We start from the raw sequence: 22,683 nt of genomic DNA, 5'->3' as shown, positions 1-22,683 counted from the left end.
ATGTCAAGGAGAAAGAATGACAAAATATACAATTGGTGATATTTCACGTAAATTGAATGTTTCTAATGATGCTGTACGTTATTATGAAAAAGAAGGTTTGCTACCATTTGCCAAGCGAAATAAATCTGGACGAAGGGAATTCACCGACGATGACCTTGGTTTTATTGAAGTGATTGATTGTCTAAAAAAATCAGGAATTCCGATTAAGGATATCGCCCAATTTATTGATTGGTGTATGGAGGGGGACTCCACACTTGATGAACGTTTAGACTTTATGGAAACCCATGAAGAGCAACTTGAAGAAAAAATAAAAGTTTTAGAAATGAATTTGGCCTTTTTAAGATGGAAAATCTGGTATTATCAAACGGCAGCAGAAGCAGGAACTGAAAGTATCCACTTTATTTCAGGAACAACACAAGTTAAACCAGAAATAAGAGACATTTTCAAATAAGATAAATAAAAGACAAAGAGTAATTAATAGACTCTTTGCCTTTTATTTTTTCTTCGTTGGAAAATTAATAAGGAATAAGGATAAAAAGACGACAACAATTCCAATTTTTTGGAAACTTAAAAAAGAAATACCAAGAAATAAAGTAGAGATGAGTATCGCTGTCACCGGTTCAAGCATTCCCAACATCCCAACGATATGTGGCTCTATGTATTTGAGACTGTTGATATAGAGAGAATAGGCTAAGAGTGTTCCAACAATAACAATTAGACTGACAAGAAGTAAATCAACTTGGTCAAAGTTTGCAGGTAAATTTGTTACGGGGTGAAGGAAATTGGAAATAAGGCCACCAATTAATAAAGCCCAAGCGACGACATTTAGTGGAGAATGTTCTTTAATGAGTGGGCAAGGAATGAGTGTGTAAGCACAAACGCCGAGCGCTGATAAGAGGCCCCAAACAAGAGCAGAAGCAGAAAAACTGAGCTCTCCTAGATTGCCGTTAGTGACTAAGAGGAAAACGCCAATTAAAGAAAGGAAAATGGCGATAATATCTAGTCCTCGTGGAATAGCTTTACTTTTGATGGCCAAAATAATAATGATTATTGAGGGTCCCAAAGATTGTAAAATGGTGGCGATGGCTGCATTTCCATAAAAAACAGATAATAAGAAGGAAGTTTGAGCAAACAGTACACCAAAAATTCCAAAAGCAATAATCCTTAGACTTGATTTAAGAGAAGTCCAGACGCTAAAAATATTATTTTTTCTTAAAGCCAACCAAGCTAATAATAATAAGCCAGAAAAAAGCATACGTGTGGTTACTAACCAACCTGGTTCTATGGAGCAACGATTAAATAAAATTCCGGCAATAATACTACTAATACCAAAAAAAGAGGCACCCAAAGAAGCGTAAATTATTCCTTTATATTTAGTCATAAATGTACCAATTATTGGTTTTCTTTTTATTTGTCATTTTAACCTCACATTTCAGTATTTTATAGTCCTTATATTTATTATATATAAATTACATGCGAGAGTAAAATATTCACTGGAAATGGTATAAAAGAATAAAAAAAATACTAATCATCTTGATCAGTATTTTTTTTATTAATCTTCAACACCATAAATTTCTACTTTGTAGCCAGTAATATTGAGACCACTTGCTTTTCTTGCCGCTTCGATGAGAGGTCGAAAATCAAAATTATCAACATTCATTATCTCACCAGTGGTTTTATTGACAACGTGATAATGAGGTTCACCGTAATAATCATACCTCCTCTTACTTCCATCATTGATAGCAATAACAAGTTCACTATCGACTAATTTATCAAGTGTATTATAAACCGTGGCCAAGCTAATGTTTTCTAAGTCTTCGTGAATCTGCTCAGCCGTTGGATGGGTTTGATGTTTTATCAGGTATTCTAAGACAATGAGACGCTGTGGTGTAGCTTTTAAACCATGAGATTGTAATAGTTCTTTTAAGTCTTGTTCCAAAATCAGCACTCCTATCTTTATTATTTTATTTTATTTTATTATATCATCAACAGAAAATCATTTCAATGACTTGACATTTGTTTAGAATCATTCTAAAATATAGTTTAGAATGATTCTAAAAGGGTGAGATAATGAAAGAAAAAAATAACTTAATTCAAAGAAATAATATTGTTAGGGCTAGTATTATGGGGGCAAACGATGGTATTATCTCCATTGCTGGCATTGTAATTGGTGTGTCCGGAGCAACTCCACATATTGGCACAATCTTACTGGCAGGTTTTGCTGGAACTTTAGCCGGTACGGTAAGTATGGCAATGGGTGAATATGTGTCTGTCAGTTCGCAAAGGGATGCTCAAGAAAAAATTGTTCAGGAACAAAAAATAGCACTTGCTAATGATTATCAAAAGGAATTTGATTTTGTTTATGAGAAATATTCTTCAGTCGGAATTTCAAAAGAACTTGCGCATACGGCAACGGATGAAATGATGAAAAAAGATGCACTAGCAACAACGGTCAGAGAACGTCATGGATTTACAATTGGGCAAGAATTAAGTGCCAAAGCTGCAGCGATTGCGTCAATGGTTTCATTTCCGACGGGGGCACTTTTGCCCATGCTTGCAATTTCTCTGATACCTAAAAGTTGGAGTGGCATGGTGACTTTTTTTGCCGTATTAATTGCTTTAGGCTTTACTGGTTATGCTGCAGCTTATTTGAACGGAGCCGATAAAAAACATGCAACTTTTAGAAATATCGTAGCCGGAATTTTGACAATGGTAGTTACATATTTGGTTGGTTTGATTTTTAAACAAGGAGGATTGTGATGAAAAAACAAACGATGACAATAGATGAAAAATTAAATAGTGTTCGTGCGGGAGTTTTAGGGTCTAATGATGGAATCTTAACGGTGGTTGGTGTACTTTTTTCCGTATCTGCAGCGTCAGGGAGTAGTTTTGCATTACTGATTGCAAGTTTAGCTAATCTAATTTCTGGTGCTTTTTCAATGGCATCTGGGGAATACGCTAGTGTCAGTTCACAGTCTGATAGTGAGAAAGTAGTTGTCCAACAAGAAAAGATATTACTAAATAAAGATTTTAAAAATCAAAAAGAAGCGGTTAAAGATTTTTATATTGAAAAGGGAATTAGTTCTGAAACTTCAATGAAGATTGCTGATGAATTGCTTGCTCTAAAACCATTAGAAACCGTTCTGTCAGTAAAATATGATATTACTTTGGGACATTATATGAACCCTTGGCAAGCGGCTTGGTCATCATTAATTTCGTTCACCATTGGGGGACTTTTTCCTTTACTGACAATGATTTTAGTGAAAGGAGTTTGGCAATTTCCAGCGACGATCTTAGCAACAATGGTTGCGATGGCTTTAACTGGCATGATTAGTGCTAAACTTTCTGATGGCTTGGTGATTAAAGCGATTGTCAGAAATATTATTATTGGGTTGATGACAATTTTTATTCATTATTTTATTGGTCGTATTTTGGGTTAAAGGTTCTAGGCTTAACTAAAGCATCTGTTATAATTATAGATAGGACTTATAATTATTGAAAAAGAGGCTGAAATATGGATGAAAGTACTAAGGAATTAGAAAAGTATTGGGATGAGTTTTCGCAAGAATACGAAGAAATACAAAATGAAAGTCTAGTCAATATTGGTCAAGAATTGCGTGAATTTCTATTGGCTGAAAAACTACTACCTGCGCGAGATTTTTTAGATTTGGCAGGAGGGACAGGGAAATATATTCCACATTTTTCCGATTTTACTGACAAGTACAATATCGTTGATCTATCAGCTAAAATGTTAGATTTTGCTCAAAATAAAAAAGCCGATGCAAGTAAAATTGCTTTTATTCATCAAGAGCAGGCTGAATTTTTAGAGCAAAGTGAGAAAGATGCTTATGACTTTGTATTTACTGCCATGAATCCAGCTTTAGACTCGAAAGAAGCATTGATTGAATTAAATCGGATTAGTCAGAGAAATGTAGGCATTCTACGTCTAATCTTTGACGAGGATAATCTTTTCAGTCAGGTTGAACAATTATATTTTCCAGCTCAAGAACAACATAAAGAAGCTCAAATGTTGCTCTATAAAGCCTGGTTGGAAGAATTAAATTGGGAATATAAAAGTAAAACATTTCGATTCTTTTTATCAGAAAGTATTAGTTCACAATTTTTTTCTGATTATTTCTCAGATGAAATTTCAAATGATGAATTAGAGGCATTAAAGCAATTATTTTTTAAAGAAAATGCGAGTCGTGATATGGAAAGATTAGTTATATTTGAGTTGCTTTACTGGGAAAAATGCTAGGTTAAAACCTAGTTTTTTTGTTGTCGAATTCTTTTATTTGTAATTTAATTATTTTAGTATTATAATTGACTAATCAATGATTGACTAATCAACAATGAAAGGAGAAAGAATGAATCTTGAAAAAGTCAGCCAGTTACTTTACCAACTCAAAATTGTAAATCAAGAAATGACAGCAAAATTTGAAAAATCAACTGGTTTTAGTATTACACGATATCAACTGATGATGATTTTAAAATGCAAAGGGAGATGTTCACAGACCCAACTGCAAAATGAATTGAAGATTGATAGTGCTGCGGTTACAAGACATTTGAAACTGCTTGAAGAAAAAAATCTTGTTAAACGTCAGCGAAATAAAGACAATAATCGTGAAGTGTTTGTTGAAATTACTGACGAGGCCAAGGCTGATTTGGAGCGTTGTGCTAGAGAACATGATAATTCTGTTCATGAAAGTGAACAAACTTTAAATATTGGATTAAGTGATTCTGAAGAAGAAGAACTTTTAGAACTATTAACAAAATTAGTAAAATGAAAGAGGAAAAAATGAATAAAAACTTTAAAAATAATGATTTCACAGAAATTACCTTTGGTCGAAAATCAGTTAGACTTTATGATGAAAATTATAAGATTTCTCATGAAGAAATGTTAGAAATGATTCAAGAAGCAACTGCGGCCCCTTCGTCAGTAAATATGCAACCTTGGCGTTTTATCGTTGCTGAAACTGAAGAATCAAAAGCAAAATTGAAACCTTTGATTCGTTTTAACACACGTCAAAATGAAAGTTCGTCAGCGATGATTTTGATTTTTGGTGATATGCTCAATTATGAATTAGGTGAAGAAATTTATGACCAAGCTGTTGCTGAAGGGAAAATGCCACAAGAAGTAAGAGATCAACAAATTGGAGCAATTATTCCTTATTACAAGAGCTTTTCTAAACAAGAAATGAATGATGTCGTTAAAATTGATGCTAGTTTGGCAGCCATGCAATTGATGTTAGTTGCTAGAGCACATGGCTATGAAACAAACCCAATTGGTGGTTTTGAGAAAGATCAATTGGCTGAAGCATTCGATTTGGATAAAGAGCGTTATGTTCCAGTGATGATTTTATCAATTGGTAAAGCGGTGGAAGAAGGCTATGAATCTGTTCGGATGAGCGCTGATAAAATTACGACTTTTAAATAATAAGGAGAAAAAATTTGACAATTTTGACAATGATTTTGACACTTTTAGTTGCCTTAGAATTTCTTTATATTATGTATTTAGAGACCGTGGCCACAAGCTCAAAGACTACAGGGCGAGTTTTTAAGATGGAGAAGAAAGAATTAGAAAGAAAATCTGTTCAAACGCTCTTTAAAAACCAAGGAGTATACAATGGGTTGATTGCTATCGGACTATTTTATGGTTTGTTTTTTGCCTCAGCTTCACTCGAAATTGTCAGATTACTGCTTATTTATATTATTTTAGTGGTCATCTATGGTTCTTTGACAAGTAATAAAAAGATTATTCTTACGCAAGGTGGCTTAGCGATTCTTGCACTAATTTCTTCTTTTTTCTAAAAAAAAATTTCAAAAGGCTTGACAAGTGTCATAAAAAGTTTTACAATTATTTTCAATATCAGAAGAGTAACTCTATCATAGAATTTTTTCAGGAAGTCTGCGGTTGTGCGAGCAGATAAATTCATCAGAGCGAATGGGCTGATTTAAAGTCGAAAAGTCTTATTTTTCGCAATTTGATTTGAAACAATAAAAATCACGGATGCTCCCGATACCAAGCGACTTGTTGTTAGACGAGGAAAAGAAGAGAATTTTCTAGTATTTTTGTAATACTTTTAAGGACTCTTAAATTACGGTGGCACCGCGTGGAATACGCCCGTAGAGTATTTGATACTCTACGGGCTTTTTTGTATTTTTTTGAAAGGATTTCTAAAATGAATCAACGATGGCGAAGCTTAAATTTTATTTCATAATCAATGGAAGTTAATTCCGCAAAGCAAAAGATAGAGAGAGAACATGAGAAAAATTAAAGAAATTTCAGCAGATACTTTGACGCCAATTTCGGTGTATCTTCGCCTGAAAGGTAAAAATAAAGTAATTTTAGAATCCATTCCTAGAGAAAATGACCAATCACGTTTTTCAATTATTGCCTTAAATCCAGTAAAACATATTAAATTTACTGATGGAAATTTAACCATTAATGACGAAATCATTAGCAACGACCATCCAATGGAATTTCTAGAAAAATTGGTCTGTCAGTCAGAAGTTACTGACGAAAATTTAGATTTGCCCTTTACGAGTGGTGCAATTGGTTATGCTGGATTTGATACTTATGGAATTTTTGAAGGGATTCAGCCTGAACTGACAGATACAATTGGGACCCCAGATATGTATTTTATGTTATACGAATCAACCGTGATTTTTGACCATAAACAAGAAAAATTGATATTTATTGAGGATAATGTTTATAGTCAGCGTTCAGAAAAAGAGTTAGTAACTGCTCTGTCAGCAAATATTGAAGCTTTATCGGTACTGACAGAAGCAGAAAATGAGTTGACAGAAATAAATAAAATGAATTTTGTCAGCAATATGACTCAAGCAACTTTTGAGGAAAAAGTAACAGCCGCAAAGGAATTGATTAGAAATGGTGATATGTTTCAAATCGTTTTATCACAACGGTTGACAGCCGATTTTACTGACAAGCCCTTTGATTATTATCGAAAACTTCGTGTTGAAAATCCTTCATCATATATGTACTTTATGGAATTCGACAATTTTCATGTCATTGGCAGCTCGCCAGAACGTTTGGTTGCGGTTCGTGGCAATCAAGTTTCGACTAATCCAATTGCTGGAACAAGAAAACGTGGCGACAATGAATTTGAAGACCAAGCTCTGATTGAAGAGCTGGAAAATGATCAAAAAGAACTTGCTGAGCACAAAATGTTGGTTGATTTGGGACGAAATGACATTGGAAAAATTTCCGAATATGGCTCAATTGAAGTCCCTGTTTTCATGAAAGTTGAAAAATATCGCTACGTCATGCACATTACAAGTGAAGTCACAGGCAAGCTTCGTTCTGAATTCACGGCCATGGACGCCTTGTCAGCAACTTTGCCAGCAGGGACTTTATCAGGAGCGCCGAAACACCGCGCTTATCAACGCATTTATGAATTTGAAAATCAAAAGCGAGGGATTTATGGTGGAGCCATTGGTTATCTGACCAAAAATGGCAATTGTGATTTTGCTATTGCTATACGAACCATGGTCTTAAAAGACCAGAAGGCGCACGTCCAAGCAGGCGCAGGAATTGTTTATGATTCGGTCCCTGAGCATGAATATCAAGAAACATTGAACAAAGCACAAGGACTGCTAAAAGTTGGTCAGTAAAAAAGGAGGTGAAGTATGCGCGCAAAGAAAGCTATAAATTAAGGAAAATGCGTTTCTGCAAGGTATTGCAGATGCCGTTTCATCTAATTTCCTAGCTTTCTAGCACACTGAACTCAACTAACAGGAGAAAAAATGATTTTAATAATTGATAATTACGATAGTTTTACTTACAACTTGGTGCAGTATGTTGGGGCTTTGACTGATGTAGCCGTTGTAAGAAATGATGATAAAAATTTAGAGAAAATAGCGCAAGTCGCTGACGCATTAATCTTCTCTCCAGGTCCTGGTTGGCCAGCAGACGCGGGCAAAATGGAAGCCATGATACAAGAATTCGCGGGAAAAAAACCAATTTTAGGTATTTGTTTGGGATTTCAAGCTATTGTTGAGGTTTTTGGTGGCAAACTCCGCTTGGCACATCAGGTTATGCATGGAAAAAATTCGCAAGTTCGTCAAACATCAGGAAATTTATTATTTAATAAACTTGCTTCAAAATTTCTAGTCATGCGTTATCATTCGATTGTCATGGACGAATCCATTGCCTTACCAGATTTTGCAATTACAGCGCTTGCGATGGATGATGGCGAGATTATGGCCGTTGAAAATGAAAAAGAACAGATTTACGGCTTACAATTTCATCCCGAATCAATTGGGACGATGGATGGCATGATCATGATTGAAAATTTTGTCAATCAAGTAAAAGCGAATAAGGAGTAATCAAATGAAAAATGAACTTGAAAAAGTCATGGCAGGTCGTGATATGACTGAAAATGAAATGAATATGCTAGCCAATTCAATTATTCAAGGCGAATTGAGCGACGTTCAAATTGCTAGTTTTCTAGTAGCTCTCAAAATGAAAGGCGAATCCGCCAGCGAATTAACAGGACTTGCATGGGCTTTACAAAAAGCAGCCATCAGTATTCCGACAAACTTAATCAATGCCATGGACAATTGCGGAACAGGCGGCGACCGTTCATTCAGCTTCAATATTTCAACCACTGCGGCCTTTGTTTTAGCAGCCGGAGGTGTCAATATGGCAAAACACGGCAACCGTTCGATTACCAGTAAATCTGGCTCGGCTGATGTTCTTGAAGCTTTGGGAATCAACCTATATCTCCCCGCAGAAAAATTGGCTCAAGTGTTTGATAAAGTTGGTCTAGTTTTCCTTTTTGCTCAAAATTTGCATCCAGCCATGAAATACTTCACACCAGTGCGCAGACAGCTTGAAATTCCAACCATCATGAACCTGACAGGCCCTTTGATTAATCCTATTCCACTTGATACGCAACTCCTTGGAACGTCACGTCCTGACCTGCTCGAGCTGACTGCAAATGTCCTCAAAGGCTTGGGACGTAAGCGAGCATTGGTTATTACAGGCGAAGGAGGGATGGATGAGGCCACACCATTTGGTCTCAATCATTATGCCCTTTTGGAAAATGGCGAAGTGACTTTGCACAAGTTTAGAGCTGCCGATGTTGGCATGTCAGAAGTCGCGCTCAATGATATTCGCGGTGGCGAAGCCCCAGAAAATGCCGAGATTTTGAAAAATGTTCTGGAAAATTGTCCGTCAGCATTTTTAGAAACAACTGTTTTAAATGCAGGATTGGGATTCTATGCTAATGGCAAAGTTGATTCCATCAAATCAGGCATTGAACTCGCAAGAAAAGTTATTAGCTCAGGTGCAGCACTTGAAAAATTGCATGAATTACAAGCAGAACAGATTGGCTGAAAATTTACTGATGGAAAAAATATTCATTGAAATTGGTTTTGATTTAGACAATAACCAATTTGGTTTTGGCAGAAGCATCGAAATTGAATTTACTGACGGAACTGAAGAACGTTTCAAATTTGCTGACCGTTCTGTCAGTAAATCTCTCAAAGTAAAATCTCATTATTTACGAATTTGGCTAGGTAAAAAGGTTTTGGTCATAGACAGCGCAAATCCACACTTCGCATTTAAAAAGAAAAATCGAAATAATTTCAAGTTTGTCATTGGCAAATATGGAGAAAAAAATGATTGACCATTTAGATATTCATGTCCAATATTTATCACGAACAAAAATTTATTATACAGCAGTTTTAGCAACGCTTGGCGGTTCTTTAATTGACGAAAGTAAAACGGGTCTGACTTATCAAACAGGAGAAACTACTGACGGCTATATCTGGTTTGAACAAGGCGAGTCTTACCCTTTTCATTTTGCTTTCCAAGCCAGGACCAAAGCCGAAGTTGACCAGTTTTACAAAATCGCCTTAGAAAATGGTGGGAAAGATAATGGAAGACCGGGCAATCGTCCCTCTAATCAAAAATATTACTACGCGGCATTCATCATTGACCCAGACGGTTATCGCATTGAAGCAGTCTGCCACACTGGAAAAGAGTGAGAAAATATGAACATAAAAGAAGGAAAATTCTTAGAAACAATCTTAGCAGAAAAAAAACAAGAGATAGCTCAAATGCCTGACGAAAATCCCAAACCAATTCGTCAAACTTACAGAATATATGATTACCTAAAAAACCATTCTGACCAACTTCAAGTCATTGCCGAAGTAAAAAAAGCTTCGCCAAGTCTTGGAGATATCAATCTCGAAGTAGACATTATCGCCCAAGCTCAAAATTATGAACAAGCTGGGGCCGCCATGATTTCCGTTCTAACTGACCCTGTATTCTTTAAAGGAAACATTGAATACCTCCGTGAAATATCTAAAAATGTTCAAATTCCAACACTTAACAAAGATTTTATCATTGATAAAAAACAAATTAATCGAGCAGTCAATGCTGGTGCAACTGTTATTTTATTGATTGTCGCTTGTTTTGAAAATGACTTTGACAAATTAGAGGAACTCTACAATTATGCAATTTCACTAGGACTTGAAGTTCTAGTCGAAACGCATAATAAGGCCGAACTCGACATTGCCCATCAACTTGCTGCTAAAATTATTGGGGTCAATAATCGTAATCTAAAGACCTTCGAAGTGAATTTACAAAACTCAATAGATTTGGTTCCTTATTTTAAAGAAGAGAATGTTTATATTTCTGAATCAGGTATTTTCGGTAAAAAAGAGGCACAAAAAGTTGCTGAAAATTTCAATGGAATTTTGGTTGGAACAGCACTGATGCAAGCAAATAATCTCACAAAATCACTGACAGATTTAAAAATCAAAAGGAAAAATGATGAACATTAAAATTTGTGGCTTATCAACAAAAGAGGCTGTCAATACGGCAGTAGCATCTGGCGCAACACATCTTGGTTTTATTCTTAGTCCCTCAAGGCGTCAAGTTTCTCCAGAAAAAGTAGCAGAGCTGACAAAGGACATCCCCAAAACGGTCAAAAAAGTAGGAGTCTTTGTCAATGAATCCCTTGATTTTGTCAAAAAAGCCATACAGATTGCCCAGTTGGACATTGTCCAACTTCACGGCGACGAGGATATGAATTACATCAATCAGCTGTCATTTCCTGTCATTAAAGCTGTGCGTCCTGACCAAGATTTTCGGCTCTACAAAGAGGTCATATTATTATTTGATAGCCCACAAGGAGGAAGTGGTCAGACTTTTGATTGGGATTCCATAAGTCCTGACAAAACCGTCAGCAAATTTTTCATCGCTGGAGGACTGACACCAGAAAATGTAGCAGAAGCGATTCAACACTTTCCTAATGCTTTTGGGGTAGACGTATCCTCAGGAGTGGAGACTGCTGGGAAAAAAGATGTAGTTAAAATAAAAAGTTTTATTCAAAAGGCGAGTCTTGCTTCATCACAACAATTATTTGCGGATTTTTTACGAATCACTCGAAAATTAAATAAGTTTCAGATTAGTCCTTATTTAATGGGGAGCTTAGCAATTGACCAACTTGGAAATTTTTTTACAAATCCAGACGATATCGATATTCAGCTAGAGAAAGATGACTTTGAAAATTTTTCTAAATTAACCGAGATAATGGAAGACTTAGGCTATCAACTCATTGATCTACACGAACATAAATTTGAAAAAGGAAGATTTCATGTTGGCTTTGCAAATGTTGAAACAATCGATAGTTATGCGGATATTGATTATCATGAACTTCAACAAAATAAGCAAGTAACTAAGGAAAGATACTGGTTTCCAAATCTTGAACAATCAATTAAAATCTATCAAACAGCAATAAAAGATTCATGGCGAGCCGGAAAACCCAAAGACCAAGTTATCCTAAACAAACTGATTGATTATCAAAAAAGGAACAATAATGAAAGATGACGGACAAAAGAATTCTTTTGAATACTACCGAAAAGCTGGAACAGATTTGATTCTGAGGACCATTCAAAAAGAAGATTTATTAGAACTTTGGGAAGTCAGCTATGGACCTCAAGCTGATTTAGAGTGGATGGCCTTCAATGGACCCTATTTTCAAGATTCAGTTTTAAGCTGGGAGGAATTTTCAGAAAAGACGACTTCAAAGATTAATCAAACCAATTTTGCACTTATCAGTTTCAAAAATCGAATCATTGGAAGCCTGTCTAGCTCCTGGGTAGATGGAAAATTACAAAAATGGCTTGAGTTTGGCATTGTAATTTATGACTCCAAAATGTGGGGACAAGGAATTGGTCAGAAAGTTATCCCTTTATGGATGGAAGAACTTTTTAAAAACTATCCAGAAATTCAACATCTTGGCTTTACCACTTGGTCAGGAAATCAAGGCATGATGAAATTAGGAGAAAAATGTGGTTTACAACTTGAAGGACGAATCAGAAAAGTCCGCTTTTGGCAAGAAGAATGGCATGATTCATTAAAATATGGAATTTTACGAGAAGAACAGTAAAAATAAAACAACTAAAAAATAACATTTCCAAAAAGGAGAAATACATGACCTACAATCAACCCAATAACCAAGGATTTTATGGACAATTTGGTGGACAATTTGTCCCTGAAACTTTAATGACAGCCGTAAAAGAATTAGAAGTGGCTTATGAAGACAGTAAAAAAGATCCAGTCTTTCAAGCTGAACTAAAAGAATTGCTTAAAGATTACGTTGGACGAGAAAACCCACTTTATTTTGCTAAACGCTTGACCGAATATGCTGGTGGTGCAAAAATCTATCTCAAACGCGAAGACCTTAATCACACCGGAGCTCACAAAATAAATAACGCCCTTGGCCAAGTCCTCCTTGCCAAAAAAATGGGAAAAAACAAAGTCATTGCTGAGACAGGAGCGGGCCAACATGGAGTCGCAACGGCAACAGCGGCTGCCCTCTTTGGCATGGAATGTACCATATATATGGGTGAAGAAGATGTCAAAAGACAATCACTTAATGTTTTTCGGATGGAATTGCTCGGTGCAAAAGTCCATTCAGTTACTGATGGTTCGCGCGTACTTAAAGATGCGGTAAATGCAGCGCTTAGAGCATGGGTTGCTCAAGTTGAGGACACACATTATGTGATGGGTTCAGTTCTCGGACCTCACCCATTCCCACAAATTGTGCGTGATTATCAAGCCGTCATTGGTCAAGAAGCGCGTGCCCAATTCTTAGAAAAAGAAAATAAACTACCAGATGCTTTAGTGGCTTGTGTTGGGGGCGGTTCAAACTCGATGGGACTTTTCTACCCCTTCGTTAATGACGAATCAGTAGAGATGTATGGTGTTGAAGCAGCTGGGCATGGTATAGATACTCCACACCATGCAGCAACAATTACTAAAGGGCGTCCAGGAGTTCTACACGGCACGCTTATGGATGTTCTTCAAGATGAAAATGGACAAATACTAGAAGCTTTCAGTATTTCTGCTGGTTTAGACTATCCAGGAATTGGACCTGAACATTCTTATTTCAATGCGGTCGGCCGCGCAAAGTATGTTGATATTACTGATGAAGAAGCCCTTGAAGGTTTCAAAATCTTATCTCGTACAGAAGGAATCATACCGGCTCTTGAAAGCTCTCACGCGATTGCCTATGCGGTCAAATTAGCTAAAGAACTAGGTTCAGAAAAAACAATGATTGTTTGCTTATCAGGTCGCGGCGATAAAGATGTTGTTCAAGTTAAAGAACGTCTTGAAGCAGAAAAAGAGGTGAAATAATGAAAACTTTACAAGCAAAATTGAGCAATAAAAAAAATAATTTTGTTCCATATATTATGGCAGGTGACCATGAAAGAGGATTAGAAGGGCTCAATGAAACCATTCAACTTCTTGAACAAGCCGGGAGTTCTGCCATTGAAATTGGTGTACCCTTCTCAGACCCCGTTGCTGACGGACCAGTCATTGAACAAGCTGGCTTACGAGCCTTAGCCAAAAATGTTTCACTATCAAAGATTCTTGACAGCTTAAAATCAATTGAAACAGAAGTCCCTCTTGTCATTATGACTTATTTTAATCCTATCTATCAGTTTGGAATTGAAAATTTTGTTGCAGCGCTTAAGAATACACCAGTAAAAGGTCTAATTATTCCTGATTTACCTAAAGAACATGAAGCTTACATTAAACCTTTTATTACTGATAAGGATATTTGCTTAGTCCCTCTGGTTTCATTAACCACACCAATTTCTCGTCAGAAAGAACTTGTAGTAGATGCCGAAGGATTCATTTATGCCGTTGCGATCAATGGAGTAACCGGAAAAGAAAATGCTTATAGTAATCAACTTGACCATCATTTAGAAACATTGTCTAAATTAACTGATATTCCTGTTTTGACAGGATTTGGGATTTCAACTTTAACAGATGTTGAACGTTTTAATAAGGTATCAGCAGGAGTAATCGTTGGTTCAAAAATAGTTAGGGATTTACACGAAAACAAAGAAAGTGATGTTATTAAATTTATTGAAAACGCAATCAATTTTTAAAAGAATTGAAAAATTAATAAAATCAGATATCCTTGACAGTCCACTTTACAAATGGTATACTTTTATTAAATAAAACGGTTACAAAAATTGGATAGTGATTATTAAGTTAAGCTAGACCTTATCAGACCTATAGTTATAGGGAGATAAGGTCTATTTTTGTGAAATGGAGAAAAATGTGAAAATCAAAAAAGTTTTAAACAACAATGTTGTCATTGCTCAAAATACTAATGATGAAGAGACTATTCTTATGGGATTAGGACTAGGATATGGTAAAAAAGCAGGTGAAGTTGTTGAAGATAAAAAAATTGAAAAGATTTTCGCATTGAAGGTAACTTCAGAGCAACAAAATTTTTCAGAATTATTGTCGGAAATTCCAAGTGGAATCGTAGAACTTTCGATATTAACCTTAGCAAAAGCAAAAACAAAATTCGATAAAACAATTTCCGATACCGTTTTGGTTGCCTTTGCTGACCATTTGAATGCAGCAATTATTCGTGAAAAAGACAATATAACGATAAAAAATTTTCTTTTGTGGGATATTAAGAGATTTTTTCCAGAAGAATTTGCACTTTGTCTTGAAACTTTACAAAAAGTCAAAGAAAAGCTTAACATCTCCCTTCCAGAAGATGAAGCAGGTTTTCTAGCTATGCATATTGTTAATGGAACCCTGGGAAGTGGTCATGAATATGCAACGGAATTAACAAAATTAATGGAAGAAATATTAACAACTCTAAAGTATACTTTACAAGTAAACTTTAATGAGCAAGATATTTATTTTCAAAGGTTCATTACTCACCTTAAATTTTTCACCGAAAGAATACTTTCTAATACAAAAAGTGATGAAAGCACCGATGAAGATTTATTCCTTCTAATAACGGGAAAATATCCAAGAGCATATATAGGAACAAAGAAAGTCAGTGAGTTTCTTAAACAAACAAGGTCATACGAAGTTTCTCAAAATGAACAAATATATATGACCGTTCATCTCGCACGTATTTTAGAAAAAATACAAGATTAATTTTTAAGATGACTTTAGTCATCATCAACTATGGTAACAATTGGATCGTGACATTAAGTTGGCGAAACCTCTAAAAAATATATTATTTTGGAGGTTTGTAATGGGCAAATATGAAGCTCTTGCAAAAGACATTGTAGCAAATGTAGGTGGCAAAGAAAATGTCATCTCAGTGATTAACTGTATTACACGGTTACGTTTTAAACTCAGAGATGAGAAAAAAGCAAATACCGATGTCCTGAAAAAGATGGATGGTGTAGTTACAGTAATGCAATCTGGCGGCCAATACCAAGTCGTTATTGGGAATCATGTACCAGAAGTACGTGCAGACGTTGATGCTGTTCTTGGAGTACTTGATACCTCACCAGCAGATTCTGCACAAAAAGGAAATCTTTTTGATCAATTTGTAGAATTGATCTCGGGAATTTTCCAACCAATTTTAGCTCCCTTAGCAGCAGCGGGTATGATTAAAGGGGTTAATGCAATTTTATCCTTTGCCTTGGGACAAAGTTTTCAATCGTCAGCAACTTACGCTGTTTTTAATGCGATGGGTGATGGGTTATTCTTATTTCTTCCAATTTTCATTGGTTATACTTCAATGAAAAAATTTAATGGTTCACCGTTTGTTGGAATGATGATTGCCGCAGCACTTGTTTATCCAGGTTTCGTAGATGGAACTGTCGCAAAAATATTTGCAGAAAGTGGTGGGCTAAGCCTCTTTGGGATACCGTTCTCAGTACCAACAGCTGGTTATGGTTCATCTGTAATGCCAATTATTGCCATTACAGCATTTGCAGCCTTTTTAGAACACCAGTTAAAGAAAATTATTCCTGATGTAGTCAAACTTTTCTTGACACCATTCTTTACGGCGATTATCTCAATTCCTCTGGGCTTCCTAGTTATTGGACCAGTAATGAACCTTGCTTCAGATGCGTTAGGTAAAGGTTTATTAGCATTACAAGGATTTAATCCGATTATCTTTGGTTTAGTGCTAGGGTTTGCTTGGCAAGTCTTAGTCATGTTTGGACTACATTGGGCAATTGTTCCATTTGCAATTATTGCATTAGCAAAAGGAGAACCAACTGCGCTTTTAATTGCTGCAAGTGTTGCATCGTTTGCGCAAACTGGAGCTGTTGGAGCAGTGATGTTGAAAACAAAAGATAAACGACTTCGTGAATTAGCAATACCAGCCTTTATTTCTGGTTGGTTTGGTGTAACAGAACCAGCAATTTACGGAATTACGCTCCCTAAGAAACGTCCATTCTGGATTTCATGTATCGTAAGTGGAATTTTATCAGCTGTTGCCATGGCTTTAGGAATTAAAGCCTATACAATGGGAGCTTTAGGAATCTTCAGTTTTACATCTAATATTACCCTTACAGGTGAAGTTTCAGGTGCGATTAAAATGATGATTGTATCAGCTGTTGCAGTTATAGCTGGCTTTGTAGTGACCTATCTTGTGGGATTTGAAGATGATGTTATTGATAATCCAAGTCCTGACAAAAAATTTAACAAACAAAAAACGAATAAAGAAACAATTGGAAGTCCTCTTGAAGGAAAAGTTATTCCGCTATCACAAGTTAAAGATGCAGCTTTTTCTGCAGGAGTAATGGGTAAAGGAGCAGCGATTGAACCCACGCTTGGTGAAGTTCATGCTCCATTTGATGGAATGATTATGATTTTGTTCCCGACTAAACATGCAGTAGGTTTAATTTCAAGCGAAGGTACTGAGCTTCTCATTCATATTGGAATAGATACCGTACAACTTGAAGGGAAATACTTTGAAAGCTTTGTAAAACAAGGTCAAAGTGTAAAAAAAGGCGACTTACTCCTTAAGTTTGATATTGAGCGTATTCAAAATGCGGGATACAGTACTCAAGTTCCAATCATTGTAACAAATACTCAGGATTATATGGATATTCTAGTTACAAATCAATCGACGATTCATCAAAATGAAGTGTTACTAACTGCAGTTAATGCACAAACAACTGAATTAGTGGCAAATCCAGTTTAAAATAGCATTGATGAAAAACTTTAAAAATTAGATAGGAAAATTATAAAATGACATTTAAAACAGACTTTTTATGGGGTGGAGCAACGGCAGCAAACCAATTAGAAGGTGCTTATGATATAGATGGTAAAGGGCTCTCAGTAGCAGATGCAATGCCAGGAGGTAAAGAAAGATTGGCAATTCTTGCAAGTCCGGAATTTGATTGGACGATTGATACTGAACATTTTACTTATCCAAATCATGATGGAATTGATCATTATCATCATTTTAAAGAAGACATTGCATTATTTGCGGAAATGGGTTTTAAAGCGTATCGTTTTTCAGTAGCTTGGTCAAGAATTTTTCCAAAGGGAGATGAAACAACTCCCAATGAAAAAGGTTTGCTTTTTTATGATCAACTGATTGATGAGTGTTTGAAATATAGAATTGAACCAGTGATTACAATTTCTCACTATGAAATGCCACTTAATTTGGCTAAATCATATGGAGGATGGAAAAATCGTGAACTTATCGAATTTTATGTGCGGTTTGCAAAAGTCCTTTTAGAACGCTATCAAGACAAAGTAAAATATTGGATGACGTTTAATGAAATTAACTCGGCGACTTTCTTTTCAGGCTTAAGTCAAGGACTTGTTCCATCTAATGGTGGAGATGATAAAACTAATGTATTTAAAGCTTGGCATAATCAATTCGTTGCAAGTGCTCAAGCAGTTAAATTTGGTCATGATTTGAATAAAAATTTGAAAATTGGTTGCATGAGCATTTATTCAACAACTTATTCCTTTGATGCTAATCCAGTCAATCAATTGGCGACACAAGAAAGTATTCAAGAATTTAATTATTTTTGTAATGATGTCCAAGTTCGCGGAGCCTACCCTGCGTTTACAAATAGACTTCATCGGAAACATGGAGTAAATTCAGAAGCCCTTGAAATTTCTGAAGAAGATCTTAAGATAATCGCAGAAGGAACAGTTGATTATATAGGGTTTAGTTATTACATGTCGACGGTTGAATCAAAAACGGGAGAAGGCGTCCAAGCTTCAGGGAATATGGTTCTTGGCGGAGTAAAAAATCCTTTCTTAAAAGAAAGTGAATGGGGTTGGGCAGTTGATCCTGATGGTCTTCGGTATGCTCTCAATGATTTGTACGGACGCTATCAAATTCCTCTCTTCATTGTTGAAAATGGTTTGGGGGCAATTGATAAAGTTGAAGAAGACGGAACTATTCAAGATGATTATCGGATTGACTATCTCAAAAAACATATTCAATCAATGAGTGAAGCAGTTGAAGATGGTGTTGAACTAATGGGTTATACACCTTGGGGCTGTATTGACTTAGTTTCTGCATCAACAGGGGAGATGAGTAAACGTTATGGTTTTATCTACGTTGACTTAGATGATAGCGGAAATGGAACGAATAAAAGATTTAAGAAAAAATCGTTCGATTGGTATAAACAAGTAATTGATTCTAACGGTACCAATTTATAAAAAAAATCTCATCTTAATGATGAGATTTTTTATTTTAGCTCTAAAAAAGAAAGAATTATATTAAATAGTTCTTTTTTTATTTTTATTTTAAGTAGAAAACTCGTTTTGTAACCAAAAAGTAATAAAACGAAATGGACGAAGTATAAAAAATACTGTGTGCTAAGCCTTCTTGTAGGGAAAGCCTTAAAGGTATCATGTATTCAAAGAAATACTACGGTTATTTATTTGCAAACTAAAAAAGCTGAAAGAAATATATTGAAACAAAAGAAAGAAAGTTGTATAATCGTGCTAAGGAATTTGTTTGAATTCCTGAGAAGGCCTTCAGTTTCGTCTGCCAATCACAAAAGAGATGAAGACAAAGTTATTGAAGCAAATTGTTGGATTTAGTTAAAAGGAAGGAAGGAATAAAGATGAAATTAAGAAGTGTTACTATTAGAGGATTTCCGAGATTTAGCCAAAAAGACAAGAAGGAAGCTCGATACAAACACTAGAGGTTTGAAAGCTTATCTAATACATTCCACAAATAGTATTATCGAAGAACTCGATAATGATACAAGTGAATGATTTATTATTAAAATATGTTATATAAAAAATTATTATTTCATTATAATAGGAGTCAAACAAAAAATGAATAAAAGAAATTTGAAAATCCCTGAAGATGTTCATGTTCATGAAAATTTCCGGACATGGAAATCAGGAAAACAATGGCTTTATGCCTCGTCACTTTTAGCTTTAATCGTAGCTGGAGGAGCACTTGCAGCTCCAAGCGTAAAAGCTGATCAGTTATTACCTAATCAACAAGTTGGGGCTGATAATACTGCAACAGGCTCCCTCGGCTCAGATGCAGGATCTTCTGGTGCAGGAAGCAACAATGTAAGTCTTGCTAACTCAGCAAATAACGTGAATTATAGCTCAGCTCAATCTTCGGCCCAATCTTCAGTAGTAGCTTCTAGCTCAGCTCAATCTTCGGCTCAGTCTTCAGTAGCAACTTCTAGTTCTGCTAGCTCGAATCCTTTATCGGGAAATCCAAGTTCATATACTGACGGTTCAGTAGTAAACTCTAATTCTACTCAACTCAAAACAGATAGTGGCGTTGCCGAAAATTCAGTAGCGACAAATACGAATGGTTCTCATGCCGTTCAAGATTTGAACTCTGCAGGTGTTGCTGGTACTGCAACAGGCTCTGACGCTCAAGCAAGCTTAGCTGTTCCTGGTTCATCTGAAGCCGTTGCAAAAACATCAGACACTAACTTGAACTCAAACGGAGCGATTACAGCAGGTTCTGATGCATCATCATCAGTTTCTTTTGATGTCAAAGATACACAACAAGTTCCTGGCGCATTGAATGTAGTAAACCCTGATACAGGTTCATATACTTGGACAGTTAAAGCACCATCTGATTTAACTAATGCAGGACTTAAAGTCGGAGACGTTAATGTAACCTACGATGCTTCAAAAGGTGATGGCGCACTCAATGTTAATGGTAACGAAGCTTACTATCAAACAGCCGGTGGAGATTATGTCCTTGGCACTGAAAGTGTCCCTGGATACCCTACTGGTTCTGATGCCGAATCTATGTTTGTACCAACGAGCTCAGCTGCATCATATATGTCTTCAGTAGCTTCAGTAGCTGCTTCATATTCTGATGCCAATGTCGCTTTGTCTAGCCAATATGACGATGCACAATCACTCTATCAATCTTATTATGCAGCTAATGGTTATGATGGAACAGCAGCTTCCTATGCTAACGATTTGGTCGCTATTCAAGCGTCTATCGCTAGCAATAACAATGCTATTTCTGCTTTAAATGTTGGTTCAACACCAGGATACTTGCATTCTACTGCTTCATCACAAGCGACGGTCGACATCAACTATACGGTTGATTCTAGCGTTACTGATACACTTAATTCAGCCTTCACTGCAGCATGGGGAGTGACAGTTGCAGGTCCTATTCCAGGTATAGCTCAAGGAATTTCTAATGTCATTGAAGGAATTGCAAGTAATCTTGGATCAGCTTTGAATGGAAACATTGTATCAACGCTAGTTACATCTATTTCAAATGGTATCCTTCAAACGATAACTGCTGCGACAGATGGACTGATTCCTACAGATGTCCTACAAAACTGGATAACTAATACTGTAAACTCAGCCTTTGGTGATACAAATATCTCATTAAATGGTTTGTTAACTGGGGGAACTTCTGTAATTACAGATGCTTTGAATTCAGTTTTGGGTGGTAAGATTCCTATTATTGGTCAGTCAGTTGGTCAAATCTTAGGGATTGATGTTGGAGGGATTACACAAGGCCTTCAATCTGGTATGGGACATTCTGCTCTAATAAACACACTCTCTACTGCCCTTAATGGATATGCAGCAAATGTTCAAGCTTCACAAGACCAAATGACCGCCCTTGCTAAAGAAGCACCAGAACTGATTAATTCAGATGGTACTTTCAGTGAAGCATTCCTTGCGAATGTAACTCAAAATGCAGATGGTACTTTCACGGTTTCAGATAGTGGATCTCACTCTCCTTTAACTGCTCTGACCAATAAAGTAGCTCTTGTTGTCAATGGTTACATTCAAGCCGTTTCAGCAGGATTAAAAACCATCGTGACTATCCCTCAATCATTGATTGATGCGATTGCGGCTCTGTCAAACTACAATTTAGGTCTTGACACTGGTTCATTCTTTGACGGAATTTTCAATGGTGTAGTCAATGGTGTAGTCAATGGCGTCGGAAGTTTTGCGGCTAACGCAATGCAAGGCTTAAACTCAGTGACAGCTGGTGCTTCTGATATTGTCAACAATACAAGTACTTGGGTAACTCAAGCAGTATCTAATGTTGTTGGACAACTGGTGAATGACGTTGCAAATGCTTCTGCAACTGGGGTTGCAACAGTTACTGTTGGCTTCACAGCAGCAGACCCATCTTCACAAATCGCAACAAATCTTGCAACAGCTAACCATTATTATCAAGGACAAGCTGCCGCAACAACGCAACGTCAATTTGATAATGTCTTTGTCCCTGAAACATTCACAGTAACACCAACTGCGCTTGCAGGTCAAACAAATACAACAACAGACTATACTTCAGTTGTTTATCAATACAATACAAATACAGTCAAAGGAACGATTGTTCCAGTTGATTCAACAGGAAAAGCCATTCCTAATGTAAAAGCAATTGCTTACGAAAAATACAGTGATGAAACAGTTAACGCTCCAGTTATTCCTGGATATACGCTTAATGATGCTTCTAACAAACCCGTAACAGTTGCCAATGCAGATGGCGTGATTAACTTTATTTATGATGCTGTTAAACCAACATTGACAACAAAAGATTCGACGATTGAAAAAGGTTCAACATGGACTCCAGCAGATAACTTCACAGGTGGGACAAGTTCTACTGGAACAGCATTGACAATCAAAGATGTTACTGTTAGTGGTACTGTTGATACTTCAACACCAGGTGTTTATAGCGTAACATACGCTTATACAGACCCAACAACTGGCTTGAGTGTTTCAAGTGTAGCTAAGATTACTGTTAAGGAATCAAGCCCAACAGGTTCATCAAGTAACCCAACAAATTCATCAAGTAACCCAACAAATTCGTCAAGTAACCCAACGAATTCATCAAGTAACCCAACAAATTCGTCAAGCAACCCAACGAATTCATCAAGTAACCCAACAAATTCGTCAAGCAACCCAACGAATTCATCAAGTAACCCAACAAATTC

Annotated in this window: 23 protein-coding genes; 21 read left to right on the top strand and 2 right to left on the bottom strand. The window is 36.3% G+C overall.

Annotated elements, in window-relative coordinates; all coding sequences use genetic code 11:
- Positions 1 to 16: 16 nt before the first annotated feature.
- The gene (locus RSC39_RS09765) at positions 17 to 451 is read left to right on the top strand and encodes a MerR family transcriptional regulator (protein ID WP_332536848.1); all 435 of its coding nucleotides are present in this window, start codon (positions 17 to 19) and stop codon (positions 449 to 451) included.
- Positions 452 to 493: 42 nt separating this feature from the next.
- Here the strand turns inward: RSC39_RS09765 and RSC39_RS09760 are convergent, their stop codons facing one another.
- Both RSC39_RS09760 and RSC39_RS09755 read right to left on the bottom strand, forming a co-directional pair.
- Positions 494 to 1,381: an EamA family transporter gene (locus tag RSC39_RS09760; RefSeq protein WP_043735118.1), complete on the bottom strand. Its 888-nt coding sequence runs from the start codon at positions 1,379 to 1,381 to the stop codon at positions 494 to 496.
- Between the two features lie 171 nt (positions 1,382 to 1,552).
- A complete protein-coding gene (locus tag RSC39_RS09755) occupies positions 1,553 to 1,939 on the bottom strand; it encodes a Fur family transcriptional regulator (protein WP_014572452.1) in 387 nt (128 codons plus the stop codon).
- A gap of 131 nt (positions 1,940 to 2,070) precedes the next feature.
- Here RSC39_RS09755 and RSC39_RS09750 point away from each other — a divergent pair, with 131 nt between their 5' ends.
- From RSC39_RS09750 to RSC39_RS09655, 20 genes are all read left to right on the top strand, one after another.
- The gene (locus RSC39_RS09750) at positions 2,071 to 2,760 is read left to right on the top strand and encodes a VIT family protein (protein ID WP_332536845.1); all 690 of its coding nucleotides are present in this window, start codon (positions 2,071 to 2,073) and stop codon (positions 2,758 to 2,760) included.
- A complete protein-coding gene (locus tag RSC39_RS09745; protein WP_021037447.1) occupies positions 2,760 to 3,440 on the top strand; it encodes a VIT family protein in 681 nt (226 codons plus the stop codon). The genes RSC39_RS09750 and RSC39_RS09745 overlap by 1 nt, the downstream gene beginning before the upstream one ends.
- A gap of 74 nt (positions 3,441 to 3,514) precedes the next feature.
- Positions 3,515 to 4,258 carry a methyltransferase domain-containing protein gene (locus RSC39_RS09740; RefSeq protein ID WP_332536843.1) on the top strand — a complete coding sequence of 248 codons (744 nt, stop codon included), beginning with the start codon at positions 3,515 to 3,517 and terminating at the stop codon, positions 4,256 to 4,258.
- A gap of 109 nt (positions 4,259 to 4,367) precedes the next feature.
- Positions 4,368 to 4,787, top strand: a complete 420-nt coding sequence (locus RSC39_RS09735) for a MarR family transcriptional regulator (RefSeq protein WP_011834955.1) — start codon at positions 4,368 to 4,370, stop codon at positions 4,785 to 4,787.
- Positions 4,788 to 4,798: 11 nt separating this feature from the next.
- Entirely contained in the window at positions 4,799 to 5,437 is a 639-nt protein-coding gene (locus RSC39_RS09730; RefSeq protein WP_011834956.1) for a nitroreductase family protein, read from the top strand.
- 14 nt (positions 5,438 to 5,451) lie between these two features.
- Complete coding sequence (locus RSC39_RS09725; protein ID WP_332536840.1) at positions 5,452 to 5,811, top strand: DUF1304 domain-containing protein; 360 nt, start codon at positions 5,452 to 5,454, stop codon at positions 5,809 to 5,811.
- Positions 5,812 to 6,264: 453 nt separating this feature from the next.
- On the top strand, positions 6,265 to 7,635 hold the full coding sequence (gene trpE, locus RSC39_RS09720; protein WP_332536838.1) for an anthranilate synthase component I: 1,371 nt from the start codon (positions 6,265 to 6,267) through the stop codon (positions 7,633 to 7,635).
- A 132-nt stretch (positions 7,636 to 7,767) separates the two neighbouring features.
- The gene (locus tag RSC39_RS09715) at positions 7,768 to 8,349 is read left to right on the top strand and encodes an aminodeoxychorismate/anthranilate synthase component II (protein ID WP_332536836.1); all 582 of its coding nucleotides are present in this window, start codon (positions 7,768 to 7,770) and stop codon (positions 8,347 to 8,349) included.
- Positions 8,350 to 8,353: 4 nt separating this feature from the next.
- Positions 8,354 to 9,361 carry an anthranilate phosphoribosyltransferase gene (gene trpD / locus RSC39_RS09710; protein WP_332536834.1) on the top strand — a complete coding sequence of 336 codons (1,008 nt, stop codon included), beginning with the start codon at positions 8,354 to 8,356 and terminating at the stop codon, positions 9,359 to 9,361.
- The gene (locus RSC39_RS09705; protein WP_332536832.1) at positions 9,333 to 9,653 is read left to right on the top strand and encodes a DUF3977 family protein; all 321 of its coding nucleotides are present in this window, start codon (positions 9,333 to 9,335) and stop codon (positions 9,651 to 9,653) included. The genes trpD and RSC39_RS09705 overlap by 29 nt, the downstream gene beginning before the upstream one ends.
- Positions 9,646 to 10,014, top strand: a complete 369-nt coding sequence (locus RSC39_RS09700) for a VOC family protein (RefSeq protein ID WP_332536830.1) — start codon at positions 9,646 to 9,648, stop codon at positions 10,012 to 10,014. Before RSC39_RS09705 ends, RSC39_RS09700 begins: the two co-directional genes overlap by 8 nt.
- A gap of 6 nt (positions 10,015 to 10,020) precedes the next feature.
- Positions 10,021 to 10,815: an indole-3-glycerol phosphate synthase TrpC gene (gene trpC / locus RSC39_RS09695; protein ID WP_332536828.1), complete on the top strand. Its 795-nt coding sequence runs from the start codon at positions 10,021 to 10,023 to the stop codon at positions 10,813 to 10,815.
- The gene (locus RSC39_RS09690) at positions 10,805 to 11,863 is read left to right on the top strand and encodes a phosphoribosylanthranilate isomerase (RefSeq protein WP_332536826.1); all 1,059 of its coding nucleotides are present in this window, start codon (positions 10,805 to 10,807) and stop codon (positions 11,861 to 11,863) included. The genes trpC and RSC39_RS09690 overlap by 11 nt, the downstream gene beginning before the upstream one ends.
- The gene (locus RSC39_RS09685; protein ID WP_332536824.1) at positions 11,853 to 12,425 is read left to right on the top strand and encodes a GNAT family protein; all 573 of its coding nucleotides are present in this window, start codon (positions 11,853 to 11,855) and stop codon (positions 12,423 to 12,425) included. Before RSC39_RS09690 ends, RSC39_RS09685 begins: the two co-directional genes overlap by 11 nt.
- Before the next feature lie 44 nt (positions 12,426 to 12,469).
- On the top strand, positions 12,470 to 13,675 hold the full coding sequence (gene trpB / locus RSC39_RS09680; RefSeq protein WP_332536822.1) for a tryptophan synthase subunit beta: 1,206 nt from the start codon (positions 12,470 to 12,472) through the stop codon (positions 13,673 to 13,675).
- Positions 13,675 to 14,436: a tryptophan synthase subunit alpha gene (gene trpA, locus RSC39_RS09675; RefSeq protein ID WP_332536821.1), complete on the top strand. Its 762-nt coding sequence runs from the start codon at positions 13,675 to 13,677 to the stop codon at positions 14,434 to 14,436. Before trpB ends, trpA begins: the two co-directional genes overlap by 1 nt.
- A gap of 175 nt (positions 14,437 to 14,611) precedes the next feature.
- The gene (locus tag RSC39_RS09670) at positions 14,612 to 15,454 is read left to right on the top strand and encodes a PRD domain-containing protein (RefSeq protein ID WP_063282200.1); all 843 of its coding nucleotides are present in this window, start codon (positions 14,612 to 14,614) and stop codon (positions 15,452 to 15,454) included.
- Between the two features lie 100 nt (positions 15,455 to 15,554).
- Entirely contained in the window at positions 15,555 to 17,465 is a 1,911-nt protein-coding gene (locus tag RSC39_RS09665; RefSeq protein ID WP_332536818.1) for a beta-glucoside-specific PTS transporter subunit IIABC, read from the top strand.
- Between the two features lie 47 nt (positions 17,466 to 17,512).
- A complete protein-coding gene (locus RSC39_RS09660) occupies positions 17,513 to 18,949 on the top strand; it encodes a glycoside hydrolase family 1 protein (protein ID WP_332536816.1) in 1,437 nt (478 codons plus the stop codon).
- Positions 18,950 to 19,576: 627 nt separating this feature from the next.
- The coding region (locus RSC39_RS09655) for a bacterial Ig-like domain-containing protein (protein ID WP_332536814.1) at positions 19,577 to 22,683 on the top strand (3,107 nt) is incomplete at its 3' end.

Source organism: Lactococcus sp. (genome assembly GCF_036648155.1).
GTDB classification, from domain to species: Bacteria; Bacillota; Bacilli; order Lactobacillales; family Streptococcaceae; genus Lactococcus; species Lactococcus cremoris.
The sequence above is the reverse complement of the archived record's forward strand: the minus strand, read 5'-3'. Positions and strand labels throughout refer to the sequence as shown.

Excerpts from the sequence above, each read along its gene's own strand:
- RSC39_RS09690 (WP_332536826.1), top strand. The coding sequence starts at position 10,805 with ATGAACATTAAAATTTGTGGCTTATCAACAAAAGAGGCTGTCAATACG.
- RSC39_RS09750 (WP_332536845.1), top strand. The coding sequence starts at position 2,071 with ATGAAAGAAAAAAATAACTTAATTCAAAGAAATAATATTGTTAGGGCT.
- trpC (WP_332536828.1), top strand. The coding sequence starts at position 10,021 with ATGAACATAAAAGAAGGAAAATTCTTAGAAACAATCTTAGCAGAAAAA.
- RSC39_RS09760 (WP_043735118.1), bottom strand. The coding sequence starts at position 1,381 with ATGACTAAATATAAAGGAATAATTTACGCTTCTTTGGGTGCCTCTTTT.
- trpB (WP_332536822.1), top strand. The coding sequence starts at position 12,470 with ATGACCTACAATCAACCCAATAACCAAGGATTTTATGGACAATTTGGT.
- RSC39_RS09735 (WP_011834955.1), top strand. The coding sequence starts at position 4,368 with ATGAATCTTGAAAAAGTCAGCCAGTTACTTTACCAACTCAAAATTGTA.
- trpE (WP_332536838.1), top strand. The coding sequence starts at position 6,265 with ATGAGAAAAATTAAAGAAATTTCAGCAGATACTTTGACGCCAATTTCG.
- RSC39_RS09745 (WP_021037447.1), top strand. The coding sequence starts at position 2,760 with ATGAAAAAACAAACGATGACAATAGATGAAAAATTAAATAGTGTTCGT.
- trpD (WP_332536834.1), top strand. The coding sequence starts at position 8,354 with ATGAAAAATGAACTTGAAAAAGTCATGGCAGGTCGTGATATGACTGAA.
- RSC39_RS09660 (WP_332536816.1), top strand. The coding sequence starts at position 17,513 with ATGACATTTAAAACAGACTTTTTATGGGGTGGAGCAACGGCAGCAAAC.
- RSC39_RS09765 (WP_332536848.1), top strand. The coding sequence starts at position 17 with ATGACAAAATATACAATTGGTGATATTTCACGTAAATTGAATGTTTCT.
- RSC39_RS09740 (WP_332536843.1), top strand. The coding sequence starts at position 3,515 with ATGGATGAAAGTACTAAGGAATTAGAAAAGTATTGGGATGAGTTTTCG.
- RSC39_RS09685 (WP_332536824.1), top strand. The coding sequence starts at position 11,853 with ATGAAAGATGACGGACAAAAGAATTCTTTTGAATACTACCGAAAAGCT.
- RSC39_RS09665 (WP_332536818.1), top strand. The coding sequence starts at position 15,555 with ATGGGCAAATATGAAGCTCTTGCAAAAGACATTGTAGCAAATGTAGGT.
- RSC39_RS09705 (WP_332536832.1), top strand. The coding sequence starts at position 9,333 with ATGAATTACAAGCAGAACAGATTGGCTGAAAATTTACTGATGGAAAAA.
- RSC39_RS09715 (WP_332536836.1), top strand. The coding sequence starts at position 7,768 with ATGATTTTAATAATTGATAATTACGATAGTTTTACTTACAACTTGGTG.
- RSC39_RS09700 (WP_332536830.1), top strand. The coding sequence starts at position 9,646 with ATGATTGACCATTTAGATATTCATGTCCAATATTTATCACGAACAAAA.
- RSC39_RS09730 (WP_011834956.1), top strand. The coding sequence starts at position 4,799 with ATGAATAAAAACTTTAAAAATAATGATTTCACAGAAATTACCTTTGGT.
- trpA (WP_332536821.1), top strand. The coding sequence starts at position 13,675 with ATGAAAACTTTACAAGCAAAATTGAGCAATAAAAAAAATAATTTTGTT.